The 18,006-nt window shown below is 33.1% G+C and carries 12 protein-coding genes and 1 pseudogene; 8 read left to right on the top strand and 5 right to left on the bottom strand.

Annotated elements, in window-relative coordinates; all coding sequences use genetic code 11:
* The first annotated feature begins 112 nt into the window (after nt 1-112).
* The 6 genes from OH814_RS16340 to OH814_RS16315 all read left to right on the top strand — a co-directional run bounded on the left by OH814_RS16340 (nt 113) and on the right by OH814_RS16315 (nt 8,167).
* Entirely contained in the window at nt 113-2,383 is a 2,271-nt protein-coding gene (locus tag OH814_RS16340) for a family 20 glycosylhydrolase (RefSeq protein WP_308828897.1), read from the top strand.
* Between the two features lie 75 nt (nt 2,384-2,458).
* Nucleotides 2,459-3,454 (top strand): N(4)-(beta-N-acetylglucosaminyl)-L-asparaginase, encoded by a 996-nt coding sequence (locus tag OH814_RS16335; RefSeq protein WP_308828896.1) that lies wholly within the window; start codon nt 2,459-2,461, stop codon nt 3,452-3,454.
* A gap of 163 nt (nt 3,455-3,617) precedes the next feature.
* Nucleotides 3,618-4,280, top strand: a complete 663-nt coding sequence (locus OH814_RS16330; protein WP_308828895.1) for a copper homeostasis protein CutC — start codon at nt 3,618-3,620, stop codon at nt 4,278-4,280.
* A gap of 308 nt (nt 4,281-4,588) precedes the next feature.
* Nucleotides 4,589-4,966, top strand: a complete 378-nt coding sequence (locus OH814_RS16325; RefSeq protein WP_308828894.1) for a GxxExxY protein — start codon at nt 4,589-4,591, stop codon at nt 4,964-4,966.
* Nucleotides 4,967-7,453 carry a glycoside hydrolase family 2 protein gene (locus OH814_RS16320; protein WP_308828893.1) on the top strand — a complete coding sequence of 829 codons (2,487 nt, stop codon included), beginning with the start codon at nt 4,967-4,969 and terminating at the stop codon, nt 7,451-7,453.
* 222 nt (nt 7,454-7,675) lie between these two features.
* Nucleotides 7,676-8,167, top strand: a complete 492-nt coding sequence (locus OH814_RS16315) for a DinB family protein (protein WP_308828892.1) — start codon at nt 7,676-7,678, stop codon at nt 8,165-8,167.
* A gap of 82 nt (nt 8,168-8,249) precedes the next feature.
* Here OH814_RS16315 and OH814_RS16310 read toward each other — a convergent pair whose 3' ends face one another.
* From OH814_RS16310 to lptB, 5 genes and pseudogenes are all read right to left on the bottom strand, one after another.
* Nucleotides 8,250-9,350: a linear amide C-N hydrolase gene (locus tag OH814_RS16310; protein WP_308828891.1), complete on the bottom strand. Its 1,101-nt coding sequence runs from the start codon at nt 9,348-9,350 to the stop codon at nt 8,250-8,252.
* Between the two features lie 5 nt (nt 9,351-9,355).
* Nucleotides 9,356-10,306: a YafY family protein gene (locus OH814_RS16305; RefSeq protein ID WP_308828890.1), complete on the bottom strand. Its 951-nt coding sequence runs from the start codon at nt 10,304-10,306 to the stop codon at nt 9,356-9,358.
* Between the two features lie 238 nt (nt 10,307-10,544).
* Nucleotides 10,545-12,269, bottom strand: coding sequence for an ABC transporter ATP-binding protein (locus OH814_RS16300; RefSeq protein WP_308828958.1), 1,725 nt, complete (start codon nt 12,267-12,269; stop codon nt 10,545-10,547).
* Nucleotides 12,270-12,432: 163 nt separating this feature from the next.
* Nucleotides 12,433-13,020: a hypothetical protein gene (locus tag OH814_RS16295; RefSeq protein ID WP_308828889.1), complete on the bottom strand. Its 588-nt coding sequence runs from the start codon at nt 13,018-13,020 to the stop codon at nt 12,433-12,435.
* A 353-nt stretch (nt 13,021-13,373) separates the two neighbouring features.
* Nucleotides 13,374-14,099: pseudogene (gene lptB / locus OH814_RS16290) on the bottom strand (LPS export ABC transporter ATP-binding protein); the annotation flags it as partial.
* Between the two features lie 173 nt (nt 14,100-14,272).
* Between lptB and OH814_RS16285 the strand changes: the two are divergent.
* The gene (locus tag OH814_RS16285) at nt 14,273-15,181 is read left to right on the top strand and encodes an AEC family transporter (RefSeq protein WP_308828888.1); all 909 of its coding nucleotides are present in this window, start codon (nt 14,273-14,275) and stop codon (nt 15,179-15,181) included.
* 343 nt (nt 15,182-15,524) lie between these two features.
* Nucleotides 15,525-17,972: a primosomal protein N' gene (priA, locus tag OH814_RS16280; RefSeq protein WP_308828887.1), complete on the top strand. Its 2,448-nt coding sequence runs from the start codon at nt 15,525-15,527 to the stop codon at nt 17,970-17,972.
* The last annotated feature ends 34 nt before the right edge of the window (nt 17,973-18,006 follow it).

Genomic DNA, 18,006 nt, shown 5'->3' with positions numbered 1-18,006 from the left:
TGCAAGCGCACAAATTTGAGCTTCGTAGAAGCGACACATTTATATTTACCAATATCACAAGAAAAATACTCAGAAAATAATTATATTCGCTAAAATCAAATCAAAATCAGAAATGAAACGTTTTTTACTTCTATTTTCTATTCTATTTTCGGGATTCTTTTTTTCCCAATCCCAATTAAATTTAATTCCTTATCCACAAAAAGTTATTATAAATAACGGAACGAGTGAAATTCCAAATCAAATATTAGTTAGAGAAGTAAATAATGATTCTCTTCATTTACAAGTTAAGGTTTATAATGATTTTCTTAAAAATGATTCAATTCGTTTTTTAGTTTCAAATCATGGTGTACCTAAGTATACTTTTGTAGGTTTAGAAAAAGTGAAATCTGAAGTTGATGGAGGTAATGATGGATATAAATTAGAAATTAATGATAAAAGAATTTCAATCAAATATCATAATGAAAAAGGGAAATTCTATGCTTTTCAGACATTAATTCAATTGATTAAACAGTTTTCAACTGAAAAAAAAATACCCAATTTATTAATTGAAGATTCTCCAAAATTCGCATGGCGTGGAATGCACCTCGACGTTTGCCGTCATTTCTTTACCGTTGAAGAAGTAAAGCAATACATTGATTATTTAGCGATGTACAAACTGAATACTTTTCATTGGCATTTAACGGATGATCAAGGCTGGAGAATTGAAATAAAAAAATATCCAAAACTCACACAAATTGGCTCAAAACGTAAAGAATCAATGATTGGAGCGTATGTTGACAATACGTTTGACGGAAAACCTTATGGTCCCTATTTTTATACGCAAGATCAAATCAAAGAGGTTGTGAAATATGCAACAGAAAGACACATTACAGTAGTTCCTGAAATTGAAATGCCGGGTCATGCCTTGGCTGCACTTTCTGCTTATCCTGAATTAGCGTGTACAAAAGGTCCTTTTGAATCGGCTACAAAATGGGGTGTTTTTGATGATGTTTTTTGCCCGAAAGATGAAACTTTTACGTTTTTACAAAATGTTTTAGATGAGGTGATTAAGCTTTTTCCTTCGCAATATATTCATATTGGTGGTGACGAATGCCCTAAAACAAGATGGAAAGAATGTGCGCATTGTCAGGAATTAATAAAGAAAAATAATCTGAAAGATGAGCATGGTCTGCAAAGCTATTTCATCCAGCGAATTGAAAAATATGTTAATTCTAAAGGACGAAAAATCATAGGTTGGGATGAGATTTTAGAAGGTGGTTTAGCGCCAAACGCAGCTGTAATGAGTTGGACAGGTATCAAAGGTGGAAGTGAAGCTGCAAAGTCAGGACATTTTGCCGTAATGACACCGGGCTCTTATTGCTATTTTGACCATTATCAGGGTGATCCGCAAACCGAACCAAATGCTTTTGGAGGATTTACGCCGTTGGAGAAAGTATACTCTTACAATCCGATTCCTGCTGAATTGAATGCAGAACAGTCAAAATATATTTTGGGAGTTCAGGCTAATTTATGGACGGAATATATTCTGGATTTTAAACAGGTTCAGTATATGATTTTCCCAAGATTATTCGCACTTTCCGAAGTCGGTTGGGGAACTTCAAATCCTGAAAATTACAAGGAGTTTGAAAACAGAGTGGTGGAGCATTTTAAAATTTTAGATAAAATGAACATCAATTATGCGAAAAGTATCTATAATATTTCAGGAAAAGTAATTCCTAGTAAAAATGGAGTTTCTTACGAACTTTCAACCTCACAAAATCCGAACGGAATTAAATATACAGTTGATGGAAGTGAGCCAAAATCAAATTCTGCAACTTATCAGAATCCAATTTCTGTTTCTGAAAAAATGACTGTGAAATCTGCTTATTTTGAAAATGGAGTATTGAAAAGTGCAATATCTTCCCAAGATTTTAAAACTTCAAAAACGACGGGTAAAACAATTACTTTAGAACACCAGCCAAGTGAAAATTATTCTTTTGGCGGAGCTTTTACGTTGGTTGACGGAATTATCGGAAACGTAAAACAATTGGGAAAAACCTGGCTGGGTTTTCAAGGGAAAGACGTTGTAGCGACAATTGATTTAGGTGAAAAAACACAATTCTCAGAAGTTTACTTCAATACGCTGGATAACAAAGGAAGCTGGATTCATTTTGCAAAATCAGCAACAATTTCAATTTCTGACGACGGTAAAAATTTTAAAACGATTAAAGAAATCGGTAAGAATGAAATTCTTAAAGCCAAAGGAAAAATAAATCTGAAAGTTGGCAATCAGAGTGCTAAATTTATTAAAATTAAAATAGGAAATGCAGGAATTATTCCCGCAGGAAATCCCGGTGCAGACTCAAAAGCATGGCTTTTCGTAGACGAAATCGGAGCGCAATAATTAAATGAAATTTAGTAATTAAAGTTTCTGTAATTTTAAGTAAGTCAACCTTTACCTAAGCCTCAACCTAAAAATATGAATTCAAGAAGAAAATTTTTAAAAACTACAGGAATATTATCATCCGCTTTATTGCTGAATCCATTGGATTTGATTGCTAAAGATTCATCAGAGAAAAATGATAAAGTAATAAACAAACCGATCGTACTTTCAACCTGGAATTTTGGTTTAAAAGCCAATGAAGAAGCATGGACAATTCTTGGAAAAGGTGGAAGAGCTTTGGATGCCGTTGAAAAAGGCGTTCGTCTGGTTGAAAATGATCCCGACGAAAGAAGTGTCGGATACGGCGGCAGACCCGACAGAGACGGAAGAGTAACGCTTGATGCCTGTATTATGGATGAAAATTATAACATTGGTTCAGTGGCTTGTCTCGAAAATATTAAAAATCCAATTTCGGTAGCAAGAGCAGTAATGGAAAAAACGCCTCACGTGATGTTGGTGGGTGATGGAGCATTACAGTTTGCCGTTTCTCAAAGTTTTAAAAAAGAAAATATTCTCACCGCAGAATCTGAAAAAGAATGGAAAGAATGGTTAAAAGACAGCAAATATCAACCGATTGTCAATATTGAAAATCACGACACAATTGGGATGATTGCGCTCGATGCTCAGGGAAATCTTTCCGGAGCTTGTACAACGAGCGGAATGGCTTTTAAAATGCACGGAAGAGTAGGAGATTCGCCAATTATCGGCGCCGGTTTATTTGTTGATAACGAAGTTGGGGCAGCAACAGCAACAGGTCACGGTGAAGAGGTCATAAGAACTGTTGGAACTCATCTCGTGGTTGAATTGATGAGACAAGGAAGAAATCCGCAACAAGCGTGTAAAGAAGCTGTTGAAAGAATAGTGAATATTACTAAAAAAAGAAATAAAAGTTTAAAAGATATTCAGGTTGGTTTTATTGCAATCAATAAAAAAGGTGAATATGGTTCTTATTGCATTCAGGACGGGTTTAATTTTGCGGTGTACGATCAAAAAGGAAATCGTCTCGAAAAACCGGAATTTGCTTTAAAATAGTTTTAGAAGAGCCAAGTAAAAAGTAAAAAGATCCAAGTGAAAAAAGTCAATCAGAGAAAAGAGAAGTAATCTGTTGGGGATATTTCCACAATTCGAAAAGATTGCTTCGTAGTTCCTTCTCGCAAAGACATCCATCATCCATCATCAAACATCCAATAAAAATATGTTCCTAGAAATTGCCACATTTGATATCACTTCTGCCGAAATTGCTTTGAATTCTGTTGCCGACAGAATTGAATTTTGTGCAGACATCAATTCAGGAGGAATTACTCCCGATCTGGAAGAATTGAGATATTTAAAGGAAAAATATTCGAAACCGATTCATGTAATGATTCGTCCTGTAGGAGGAGGTTTTTTATATACCGAATCAGAATTCAGGCAAATGCAAAAAAGTATTATTGAGTTTTCTAAAGCCAATGCAGACGGTTTTGTGTTTGGAATTTTAGATGAAAACCAGGAAATAGATATAGAGAAAAATAAAATTTTAATCGATTTAGCCAACGGAAAACCTTGTGTTTTTCACAGAGCTATTGACCGGACTAAAAATATTTTTGAATCTACAGAAAAACTAATTGAATTAGGTTTTAAAGAAATTCTTACTTCCGGCGGAGAAAATTCTGCAATGGAAGGAAAAGAAAATTTAAAAAAGCTTGTTGAAGGTTATTCTGATGATATCAAAATCTTAATTGGAGGTGGTGTTCGTTCCAATAATATTTCAGAACTGAAAAATGTAACTCATGGTCAATATTTTCATTCTTCAGCGGTGTTGTCTTATGAATCTTTTGCTAACGCCGACGAGATTAAAAAACTGAAAGTTAATTTGTGAAATACAAACGAAAAATATTTTAACGCAAAGTTTTATTTTAAAACTGCATATTTTAAGGAGCAAAGAATGACGAACAAGTCGTCTAAGCATGAAATTATAGGTAGATGTTAGAATAATCTTATTGTAATAAACTTTATGAAAATGAACATCTACATCAACTACAAAAAATTAATTATAAATTACATGTATATATTCAAGCTTAAGTGACTTGTTCGCTACTCTTTGCCTCTTAATTTTCCGTAACCAAAATAAATCTTTGCGTTAATAAATTCAAGATAAAAGTCACACAAACACAAAAACAAACACAAATGACAGAAAACGAATTATCTTATAAAATTATCGGAGCAGCTTTAGAAGTTCGTAAAACTTTGGGAGTTGGCTTACTCGAAAACGTCTATGAAGTTGCTTTGGCTTATGAATTAAAAGAGCTTGGTTTGAAGGTTGAAAGTCAGTTAGTACTTCCTCTAAAATATAAAAATGAAACAATCAGCAACGCTTATAGAATCGATTTGATGGTAGAAAACAAAATAATTATTGAGATAAAATCTGTTTTAGAATTACATCCAGTTTTTTATTCTCAAGTTTTGACTTATTTGAAGCTAACCAATATTAAATTAGGACTTCTGATCAATTTTAATACGCCATTAATTAAAAACGGAATCCATAGAATTGTAAATAAATTGTAGATGAACAAAACAATACTTCTTGCTTTACTTCTCATTCAAATACTAATCAACGCTCAATTTTCAGAGCGAAATTTATCTTCTGAAAAATGGCAATTCAAAAACTCCAAAGAAAATAAATGGCTCACGGCCTCCGTTCCCGGGACGGTTCATTTGGATTTGATGAATAATAAACTTATTCCCGATCCTTATAAAGATGAAAATGAGAAAAAAGTACAGTGGGTTGAAAATGAAGATTGGGATTATCAGACGGTTTTTAAAATTTCAGCTAAAGAATTAGAAAATCAGAATGCGGATTTGATTTTTCATGGGCTGGATACGTTTTCTGAAATTTATTTAAATGGAAAACTGCTGAAGAAAACCGATAACATGTTCAGAACCTGGAAAATTCCTGTGAAAAATTATTTAAAAGTTGGAAATAATATTTTACAGATTAAATTTAAATCTTCAGTACATATTGGAAAAGATTTAGCGAAAAAAGTTCCGTTTACAATGCCGGAATCGCCACGAAGTTTTGTGAGAAAAGCACAATATCAGTTCGGTTGGGATTGGGGACCGAGATTGGTCACTGCAGGAATTTGGAAAGATGTAAAATTGAATTTCTGGAATCAGGCAAAGATGGAAAACGTAAAAGTAGAGCAGAAAAATTTAACAGAACAAACGGCAAATCTTAATATTCACGCTCAAATTTTCGCTGAGCAAAGCGGAAAGTATAGTTTTTTAATCAATAATGAAACGCGTGATGTTTTTTTACAACAAGGTTTAAATAAGATTTCAATTCCTTTTCAGATTACAAATCCAAATCTATGGCAACCCAACGGTTGGGGTGAACCTACTTTGTATGATTTAAAAGTTTCTCTTAAAAAAGATTCAAAAATTCTTAGTTTTAAATCTGAAAGAATTGGTCTCAGAACCATCGAATTAGTTCAGGAAAAGGACGAAAAAGGAAAATCGTTTTACTTTAAAGTTAATGGAAACCCGATGTACGCAAAGGGAACGAATTGGATTCCTTCTGACAGTTTTACACCGAGAATTACCAAAGAAAAGTATCAGAAACTCATCAAAGATTGCAAAGATGCCAACATGAATATGATTCGTGTTTGGGGTGGCGGAATTTATGAAGATGACGAATTCTACAAAGCCTGCGACGAAAACGGTATTCTTGTTTGGCAGGATTTTATGTTTGCCGGAAGTTTTTATCCGTCAGATGAAGATTTTTTGAATAATGTAAAAGAGGAAGTTAAAGATCAGGTCAATCGACTTCAAAATCATCCGTCGATTGCTTTGTGGTGTGGAAATAACGAAATTGATGAAGCCATTGTCAATTGGGGATATCAAAAGCAATTTAAATATTCAAAAGAAGATTCTTTGCAGGTTTGGAAAGATTACAAAAAGGTTTTTCATGAAGTGATTCCAAATGCTTTGAAGGAAAATTTAACCTCAGAAAAAAATATTTATTGGCCGACTTCACCATCGATTGGTTGGGGTCACAAAGAAAGCTTAACCGAAGGTGATTCTCATTATTGGGGCGTTTGGTGGGGTGAATTTCCGTTCGAAATTTATAACGAAAAAGTTCCAAGATTTGCTTCAGAATATGGTTTTCAAGGAATGCCGAGTCTGGAAGCTGTAAAATCAATGTTTTCAGAAACTCCTGATTTGAGTTTAGAAAGTCCAATCGTCAAAGCTCACGAAAAAAATGCGAGAGGTTTTCATATTATTAATGAATACATGAAGCGTGATTATGTGGTTCCAAAAGATTTTGTGAAATACAATTATGTTTCCCAACTGCTTCAGGCTCGTGGAATGCAGGTTGCGATTGAAGCCCACCGACGTGCAAAACCATACAATATGGGAACTTTGTATTGGCAATTAAACGATTGTTGGCCTGTAATTTCCTGGTCATCGATTGATTATTTAGGAAACTGGAAAGCTTTGCATTATCAGGTGAAAAGAAGCTTTGAAAATCAGGTGATTTTAACGGAAGAAAAAGAGGGTGTTTTAAATTTTTATGCCATTAATGATGAATTAAAAAAGTTTGAGGATGTTTCATTAATTGTTTATGCTAAAAAATTTAATGGAGACATAATCGTAAGAAGAACAACTGATTGTAAGAGGAGAGTTTTAGATGGAATTTTAAAATTAGCATCTCCAAAAACTTCATTTTTTATTACTGAATCAGAAAGAGATAATTCATTTTTAAACTTAATTTTAGTAGATAAAAAAGGTAATAAAATTACAGAATCAAATCATTTTTTCTCAAAACCAAAAGATTTAAAGCTTACAAAACCCAATATTACCATCAAGAAAATTTCTCCAACTGAAATCGAAATTTCAACTGATGTGTTTGCGAAAGATGTTTATTTGATAGGCAATACTCATTTTAGTGACAATTTTTTCGATTTGCTTCCAAAAACTTCAAAAAGAATTACGCTTTCAAAACCATTGAAAAATGTTGAGGTAATGAGTTTGTGGGATACAATGAATGAGTAAACAAAAAGACCGATTTTAAAAAACCGGCCTAATTCAAATTTATCTACCTCTACATATTTACAGTTAAAACATTTGTGTATCGGATATCAATCTAACGTGAAAAATATTTATTTATTTTGAAAGTTTAAAACTTTTTTCAAACATCGAAAATCCTACTGACAAACTGTTGTCATAAACTGCGATTACCTTTGTCTTAAGATTAACAACTTAAAACAAAAAATTATGACAACTACAGCAATCGCAACACAACAGTTTATCTCTTCAACGCAATTATTAGAACATTGGCAAGGTCACAGAAATCTGACAAGAAGAGTAATCGACGCATTTCCTGAAAAAGAATTATTTGAGTTTTCAATTGGCGGAATGAGACCTTTCGCAAAATTAGCAGTAGAATTAATCAGCATTGCAGGTCCGGCTTTGAAAGGAATTGTAGATCACCAGGAGGAAAAATTTTCTGAAGAAGCATTCCAGCCGAAAACTAAAGAAGAGATTCTTGCAAAATGGGATTCAGAAACGGAAGTAATTAATCATTATTTCAATCAAATTTCTGAAGAAAGATTTCAGGAAATGTTTAATTTATTTGGTCAATACGAGTTTCCGGTTTATCAGAATATTCTTTATTTTATTGACAATGAAGTACATCACCGTGGTCAGGGTTACACCTATTTAAGAGCTTTGGGTATTGATCCGCCATTCTTTTGGGAAAGATTCTAAGCATCTTTGATGCTCTCATAAAAAACGCTTTCAGAATTTCTGAAAGCGTTTTTGTTTAAAAGTATTTGAACTGATAAAAATATTAATCAGGTAAGACAGATCTGAAGAATTTTTTAATGTTTTCTTTAAGGGTTACAAACATTTCTGAGGTTCCAAAATCTTTGTTATCATAACCGATCGGGAAACCTTTTTCAACATATTCATTATTTTTTTTTAGTGTTAAAGGTTGAAAATTCTGATTGACTTTTCCTGAATGATCTGTATGAATATCCAAAAATTTAACATCAGCGTTTTTAGAAAAATCAAGCTCTTTAATGTTGATTGATTTAATTTCTTTTTTTAGATCAGAACGAAAATACAGATTCATATTTTTCACATCAATCACGGTTTGCCATTCTCCGGCGTAGACCGAATTGAGAATACTCCACGCATAATCTACAGGTTTTTGGTCGTATTTATAGTTTTTTAGCATATAAAAAGCCCTGCTGTAGCGATCTTTCCAGTTTTTTCGTTGTGTAAAATCATATTTTTCGGTACCGCCAAGAAAATCAAATTTTTGAGTGGCTTCTAAATCTTTTTTATACTGATTGTTGCATAAAAGTGGCATCGGCATATCTTTATCGGTGAGTACTTTATATTTTCCATCCAATAACGCAATGGTTGCCGTATTTCCTTTCGCATCGGTTAAGAAAAAGTGACTTCCCGCTGCATTCGGCCACCAATCGATATTCGGGCCGTCATTTAAATGATCTACGACTTCTTTTACCGATTTGTAATTGTCAAGCTGATACTGAATCCACTGTGCCCAAAATAGGTTGGGTTGTTTAGGATTGTAAACCTTTGTTGTTTCTTCAAGATACAATTCGACCAGAAACAGCCCTTTTTCATTGACTCCGTAACAGGGGAAATCGTAGCCTAAAAGATTGAATGTTACAGAACCGTATTTGGAAGTCCATGTTTTTTTTGAATTTAAATTTTCTGTCGTCAGATTTTCCCAGCTGATATTTCTTTTCGCAATATCGCGTTTGTTGACAACGATCATTCCGGGCATTGTTTTCCAGTTTTCATTAAACCCAACTACGCAATGATTTTTTCCTTTGAGTAAAAAAGCAGAGCAAGCAGCGATTGTAGTAGAATAAGTGATTGCAGCGAGCAATAGGCATCGTAAAATTAACAGCTTCATTATGTCTAAATTATTTTTGAAATTTTTTGAATTAAATCTTTCATCGTCGTTTTTAGAAATTCAGGTTCCAGAATCTCGGCGTAATCGGCAAAGGTAATCAGCCAACGTGGAAATCCTTCATCAATCCATTCCGTTTCAAAAGTCATTTCAATTCCTTTATCAGTTTCCTTTTCTTCGATTAATCCGTAATATGTTTTTGAGTTATTCAAATGTCCGATAATTTTTTTGTCGACTAAAAGTTTGACGATCGTTTTATTACCGTTCGGACTTTTTCTGTAATCATTAATTTGTCCATATTCCTGCAGATACGGATTTTGAGTTTTTACGATATTTAAAATCCGATCTATTCTGAATTGCCTGAAATCATTTCGCAATGTGCAGTAAGCGATAATGTACCAAAAATTAAACTCAAAAAAAACACCTACAACTTCGATCGTTCTTGTCGAAATTTTCTCATTAACCGTTTTATAGTTTATCGAGATCTGATGTTTTTCGGCGATACTTTCTAAAATTATAGGAATGATATTTTTTATCGAATCTTCTGTTTTTGGATTGTAATTGTAAATATCAATCTGATTTTCAATATTCTGAATTAAATTTTTGTCTGAATGTTTCAAAACAGAACGTAGCTTTTCCATCGCAGTCTGATAATGATTTCCCAAACTTTCATGCGAAAACTTCTGCATTAGCTTTTCAGCGGTGATAAAACTCAAAACTTCCTGTTTAGTAAACATTACAGGCGGAAGTTTGTAGCCGTCCATCAGAGAATATCCGCTTCCGGCTTCTCCAATAATAGGAATACCGGCATTTTCCAAAGTTTTTACGTCACGATAAATCGTTCTGATACTGACATCAAATTTTTTTGCCAAATCCTGCGCTCTTACAATTGGTTTTGATTGTAGTTGTGTGAGAATAGCAGTGACACGGTCAAGTTTTTTGAGGTAGTGGTCGTTCATTATTGCGCAAATTTAATCAGTAACTTTTTTAAACGCAAAGATTTTATTTTTTCAAATAATATTTAAAATGCAAAGTCTAATCAGTAAATTGATTGTAGGTGGCTATATTTTTTCAACCTTAAGCGACTTACTCGCTATTCTTTGCTCCTTAAAAATTTCACTTTTTTATTAAATCTTTGCGTTTAAAGTATTTGCATTACATAATTGATACACTCTGTTAAACTGCTAACTTGTTACATTAATTCTTAAACGTATTCACCAATTTATCCAAATTTAAACTCCTCGCAGAAGCATCAAAAATTTCTCTGTAAGTTCCGTTCATTTGCACCAATTCATCATGCGTTCCACTTTCTACGACATGACCTTTTTTCATAACATAAATTTTATCTGAATCTAAAATCTGTGAAAGAGAATGAGAAATAATCACGACGGTTCTTCCTGCTTTAATAGCATCTAAAGAGTTTTTAATTTGTTCGGTGGCAATTGCATCTAAACTTGCAGTCGGTTCGTCAAGAAAAATAATGGGCGGATTTTTCAAAAATAATCGGGCAATCGCAATTCTCTGTTGTTGTCCGCCAGAAAGTTGAGTTGCATCGTGTTTATATTTTTCCGGAAGATCTAAAATCTGCTCGTGGAGATATGCTTTTTTAGCCGCTTCTTCTATTTCTTCAAAACTTGCATTCATATTTCCGTAACGGATATTGTCTTCAATACTTCCTTGAAAAATGTGATTTTTCTGCAAAACCAATCCCAGATCATCCCGTAAAAAAGTATTGTTGTAATTCGTTAAATCTACTTTATCTAAAATAATCTCACCAGAATCGGGAAGATAAAATTTGCAGAGAAGATTGATGATGGTTGATTTTCCGGCTCCACTTAATCCTACTAAAGCAGTCGTTTTTCCGTTTTCAATTGTCATTGAAACATCGTTGAGTGCTTTTGTTCCGTTGGGATAGGTGAAATTAACATTTCTTAATTCAAAGTTTCCTGTGATCTTATTTTCCACAAAAGTTCCATTTGGTTCGACTTCATTTTCGGCATTTAAAATATCAAAATAGCCTTCGGCATAAATCATCGCATCATTCATATCATCATAAATCCTGTGAAGCTGTCTGATTGGCGAAGAAACATTGTTGAAAAGCATGATGTGAAGCATAATCGCACCAATGGTCATTTGCTGATCTAGAACCAAATAAACTGTCAAAAGAATAATTAAAACAACCCCAAACTGCTCGATAAAAGTTTTTAATCCGTCATAAATAAAATTGGTTTTCCGGGTAAACATTTGGCTGTCCATCAATTGCATCTGTAGATCGTACTGTTTTTTGCCTTCAAATTTTTCACGGACAAAACTTTTAATTACCATAATTGAATTAATTAAATTTAAAAGTCCTGAAGTTTTCTGTTCACGCTGATTCCTTAAAGTTCGTCTTACTCCGCCCAGTTTTTTTGCCTGTAACGAACTGATATAAAAATAAATAGGAACAATGATCGTAGAAACCATACCCACGTAAACATTTTGCATGTACATAATAATCAATGCGATAAATGCATTTGAAAATAATGGCAGCATATCAATAAAGAAATTTTGAACGAGTCTGGTTAAGCTTTCAATTCCACGGTCTATTCTTATTTGAAGTTTTCCAGATTCGTGATTTTCATCATTAAAATAAGCAACTCGATACGTAAGGATTTTGTCGATTGCGGATTGTGCTAAAACCGAACTTACATTAATTCTGATTTTCTCACCATAAAATTTCTGTCCAAAATTGATGAAAATATTCAACAATTCTTTTCCCAGTAAAATAATCGAAATGATAATCAAAATATGAACTCCCTCACTCATCGGATCTGGTAAATGTGTGAGTTTTGTCACTTCATCCACCGTATATTTTAAAACTAAAGGATTCACCTGAGCCGCCAAGGCACCGAGAAAAGTAAGAAACAAAGTTCCGTAGATCATCGGTCTGTAAGGCTTTATAAAAGGAATTAGTTGTTTGTAAATTCCAAATAGAGTAAGAGTTCTGTTAAAAGGTTTTGCCATGATTTGGTTTAAAAGAAAAACGTACCGTTTCTGAGAGAAAAGGTACGTTTTATTATGTTTTTTAGCAAATAATTTGTTTGTTTTAAATTTGATTCTTTAAACTTCCATCATCATTAATGTATTTAAACTGATGATTTTGATCAATAATTTTTCCTCCTATCTTTTTAAAAGTTTCAAACATTCCAATCCAATCTTCTTCATCAACTTCTTTTGGAGTATCCCATCTAATGATTCCAAAATTATTTTCTTTTTGTTTTTCGAGAATAACTCCATATTCATTTTCTAATGAAATTTTAAATCCCGGAATGAAATCATCATCAATTTTCCATTTGGTTATAATATGTAAAATCTTAACACCAATTTTTTCACCTTTCAAACCTGTAAATTGATTCCATTCTTTATTAGTTTGAAACCAATTCCAAATATTTGTAAAATCAGCTATATTATCACTTTCCAATTCATAAACTTCTTCTATAAAAAGTTTTTTGAAATTTAATAAATCATTATTTGAATTTTCAATGGAAATTTCTTCCAGTAATTCTTCGGCTTGATGCAATAGATTGAATAATTCTTTAATCTGATATTTTTCAAAATATTCAATTTTTGTCAACCTATCTGTTTTAGAATAAACATTAGGCGTTTTATTTTTGAATAAATTTTTAAAAAACATTTATAGTAAATTAAGATTTATCCCTCAAAAACATAAGTCGTCAGATAATGCAATTCAGATTTACTGGCTGCTTTAGAATCTGCTTCAGCCTGTTCCAAAGAATAATATGAATTGATTTCTTTTTTCTGGAATACAAAAGAATTGTTGGCGTTTTTATCAACTACATCACTGAAAATATGTTCAATCTCTGAATTCCCTAAAGATGCAAAACTAATGTCTTCAAAACCATGCATCAATCGAAGGTCATCAAACTGTGCAAAGTTTTCGTTGACGAAAGATTGCATCTGCGATTTAGAATCAAAATTTCCTGCCCAGATATTGTAAGCGTAACTTTTCTTACTTGGCTTATCAAAAATACTTTGGTAAACGAAGTTTTCTCCCAAATATGCTTCTCTTACTTGCGGGTCGTTTGCCAAATCTTCAGGAAGACCTTCTTTCAAGATCTTTCCTTCAAACATAATATAAGTTTTATTGGTAATTGCTAAAGTTTGCTGTACGTTGTGATCGGTAATCAAAATTCCGATGTTTTTATCGGTCAGACTTCTTACAATTTTCTGAATATCTTCCACGGCAATCGGGTCAACTCCCGCAAAAGGTTCATCCAAGAGAATGAAACTTGGGTCTGTCGCCAAACATCTTGCAATCTCGGTTCTACGTCTTTCCCCTCCGGAAAGAAGATCTCCTCTGTTTTTACGAACATGTTGCAGAGAAAATTCCTCAATCAGTTCATCGCATTTTATTTGCTGTTCTCTTTTTGAAAGTTTAGTAAGCTGCAAAACGCCAAGAATATTATCTTCCACAGAAAGTTTTCTGAAAACCGAAGCTTCCTGAGCAAGATAACCAATACCTTTTTGAGCACGGCGATACATTGCATCGGTAGTGATTTCCTGTTTGTCGAGGAAAATTCTTCCTGAAGTAGGCTTTACCAAACCTACGATCATATAAAACGAAGTGGTTTTTCCGGCTCCGTTCGGACCAAGCAAACCTACAATTTCTCCCTGCTGAACCTGTACAGAAACGCCTTTTACAACTTTTTTGGGACCGTATTCTTTGATTAAGTTTTCTCCTCGTAAAATCATAGTCGCAAAGATAAAGTTTTTTTGAATTAGAAATTTATATTATGAATATCTGCGTTTTAATTTTAGCAGAGTTTAACAGGTTTAATTAATGTGAAAAGTAAGTCGGAGTTTCCAGTCTTGATTTTTGTTACTTTTGTATTAAGACAAAGTAAAAGAAGTAAAGTCTTGATAATATGGTAAATTTTGTTTTAATTGCGGTCTGTATTTTGGCAGGAATGATTTTCAAACAAACAAAATCTATTCATCCCGATGCACACAAAGGCATCAATACCTGGATTCTTTATTTAGCACTTCCTGCAGTTTCTTTTAAATATTTACCCAAGGTTCAATGGTCTGCAGAAATGCTTTTTCCAATACTTTCAACTTTTGTAATTGCGATTGGATGTTTCTTTTTTATGATGTTTTACAGCAGACAAAAAGGCTATTCCAGAAGATCGAGAAGTACATTGGAACTGGCAAGTGGCTACAGTAACACTTCATTCATTGGGTTTCCTTTAATTTCAGCTTTTTATGGCGAAAGTCTTTTAAGTATTGCGATAATCTGTGATCAAACGATGTTTTTTGCACTTTCCACATTGGGAATTATCGCTGCAGTAAAAGGCGGAAGCAAATCCGGAAAAGTGAGCGCCATTTTTATTCTGAAAAGACTGGTTACTTTTCCGCCTTTGATCGGTTGCATTGCTGCATTGATTTTATCTCAATTCATCGATTTTACTTTTGCAGAGCCATTTTTTGATAAACTGGCTGCGACTGTAAGTCCGTTGGTTTTATTTTCTGTTGGATTGCAGTTGAAATTTAATGGTTGGAAAAAATTGTTGCCACAGATTTCGGCTTCCATGTTTTATAAATTAATTTTAGCTCCGATAATGATTTTAGGTTTAGCTTTATTACTCGGAATTAAAGGTGATGTTGCGAAAATTTCTGTCTTTGAAGCTGCAATGCCGACGGTTGTTACTGCAAGTATTATTGCCGAACAATTTAGGCTTAATACAAAACTGACGAATCTGATCATCGGATTCAGTATCCTTGTTGGATTTATTACTTCGGCAATTTGGTATCAGATTATTGAACTTATCTTTTAAATTAACCGCTAAGAGCCTATTTAAATTTTTATCAAATTACTTTCTCTACCTTAAAAGGAGTAAATTTGGTGCGACTTTAAGATATTTTTCAGCCCTTTAGGGTTGGGGAAAGAAAAATGTCTTAAAAATTTTATTTTTGATTAATAAAACACGCTCTGAGCCAATTAATTGTTTAGGGATTATTTGAACCATTAAATTGCTTAATTTTACCATGGTAAATCTTAAAAAATATAAATGATGTCTCTTCCTAAAACTCAATATTCTTAATGTTTTAAAGAATTCAGCATCAACAAAAATTGCACTTCTCTGAATAAAAATCTAATTTTACATTTTAATTATTCCCTTGCAATACGCTCAAATTATTTTGCCGCTCAATCTGAAAGGAACTTTTACATATAAAGTTCCGGAAGAAATACAATCAACAATTCAACTCGGAATGAGAGTTTTGGTTCCTTTTGGTGGAAAAAAAATCTATACCGGAATTGTTTTTGAGCTTCATGATGAAGTTCCTACTCAGTTTGCACCAAAAGAGGTGATCAGTATTTTAGATGAACAACCAATTTTACCGCTTGAGCAAATCAAATTCTGGAAATGGCTTTCAGAATATTATCTCTGCAATTTGGGTGAAATTTACAGGTTTGCTTTTCCGTCTTCTTTAAAACTGGAAAGTGAAACCTATCTAAAATTAAAACCCAATATTACCGTTGAGTTTGAAAATTTAGACGTCAACGAAATGTACCTTATTCAGGCGTTAGAAGTTCGACAGCTGATTAACTTAACGGATATTGAAGCGTTTATTCCGAAAAAAGATATCATTAAAACCATCAACTCACTGATCGATTTACAATATATCGAAATCGACGAAAAGATTGCTGAAAAATACAAAGCGAAAGAAGTTGCTTATGTAAAAATCACTGATGAGGTTTTAAAAAATAACAACCTTACAGAAATTCTTTTAAGTTTAAAAAGAGCTCAGAAACAGAAAGATCTTTTTCTGCATATTTTAGAAAAGCAGACAGAAAATCCTGATTTGCATATCAAAAAATCAGAATTGTTTGAGGACGGTTATTTTGCGAGTTCGCATTTTAAATCTTTGGCAGATAAAAATTTGGTTGAAGAATATTATATGCAGAAAGACCGAATTGAAAGCTATGAAGGCGAAATAGAAGAAGTTGAAGAGCTTACAGAAATTCAGAAATCTGCAAAAAGTGAAGTGGATGAAGCGTTTGAAGAAGGCAAAAATGTGTTGCTGCATGGTGTAACTTCGTCCGGAAAGACACATATTTATTTAGAGAAAATCGAAGAATGTATTTCGGAAGGGAAAAATGTTTTGTTTTTGCTTCCTGAAATTTCTTTAACAAAGCAAATCACTCAGAGATTAGAAAAAAAATACGGAAGACAACTTGGGTTTTATCATCAGAAATTAACTGATTTTGAGAAAGTTGAAATTTGGCGAAGAATAAAGAATAACGACGTCAAAATTCTTATCGCAACGAGAAATGCTCTTTTTTTGCCTTATCAGAATTTAGGATTGATTGTGGTGGATGAAGAGCATGATTCCGGATATAAACCGAGAGAAGTTTCTCCTTTTTTCAATGCAAAAGATGCTGCTTTGGTTTTGGCTAATTTTTATGGCGCAAATGTAATATTAGGTTCGGCAACACCTTCTGTTGAAAGCTATTATTTAGCTCGAAAAGAGAAGATGAAATATATTTTTCTCAATGAAAGATTCGGGAATGTAAAGCTTCCGGAGTTTGAACTTATTAATTTTAAAGAAGCTCAGGATTCTAAAAAAGTTTCGGGAAATTTTTCTCTAAAATTAATTGAGGAAATTAAAAAAACTTTAGAAGAAAAAAATCAGACGATGATTCTTCATAATCGTCGTGGCTACGCCAGTGTTTTGGAATGTGAATCTTGCGGATATGTGAATTACTGCTCAAATTGTGATGTTGTAATGACGTATCATAAAGCTGCAAACGAAATGAAATGCCATTATTGCGGACAAAGAGCGTCGAAGCCGAAAACCTGCCCAAAATGTTATTCTGAAAACCTCAATGAAAGAGGAGTGGGAGTTGAGCAGATTCATGAAGAAATTTCTAAAATTTTTCCTGACAATGAAGTCGACAGAATGGATGTTGATTCGATGCGAAAGAAATTTGCTTACGAAAAATTATACGAAAAAATTGAGGACGGAGAAACCGATATTGTCGTTGGAACTCAGATGATTTCAAAAGGTCTGGATTTTGATCATATCGAATTGGTGGCGATTCCCAAAGCTGATTCTATGCTGTATGTGCAGGATTTCAGAGCAGAAGAAAGGGCTTATCAACTGATTACACAGGTTTCCGGAAGAGCGGGAAGAGTTTCCGGAAAAGGCAGAATTTTAATTCAGACTTTTAATCCGGATCATTCTGTTTTTCAATTGATTAAAATGAATAATATTTCGAAAATTTATAAGTATTTCCTCACCGAACGTCAGAAATTTAATTATCCGCCTTTTACAAAATTAATTATGATTGAGCTGAAACACAGAAGGGATGAAAAAGTGAATCGTGCTTCGCAGTTTTTAGGATCGGTTTTAAGAAAATATCTTCCTGAAGATTGTATTTTAGGTCCTGAAAGATCGCAGATTGCCAGATTAAATAATTTGTATCAGTTTCAGGTAATGCTAAAACTTCCGCGTGGCAAAAATTATGACAAATTTAAAAGTTTAGTTTTGCTAAGTTTAAAGGAATTTGACGAAATCACTGCTTATCAAAGCATTAAAAAAGATGTTTTTGTGGATTTTTAACAAACTTTAACATAATTTATAGCCTTTTATTATA

The sequence above is a fragment of the Chryseobacterium sp. CFS15 genome (assembly GCF_031118795.1).
GTDB classification, from domain to species: Bacteria; Bacteroidota; Bacteroidia; order Flavobacteriales; family Weeksellaceae; genus Chryseobacterium; species Chryseobacterium indoltheticum.
This window is presented reverse-complemented; position numbering and strand designations above follow the sequence as displayed.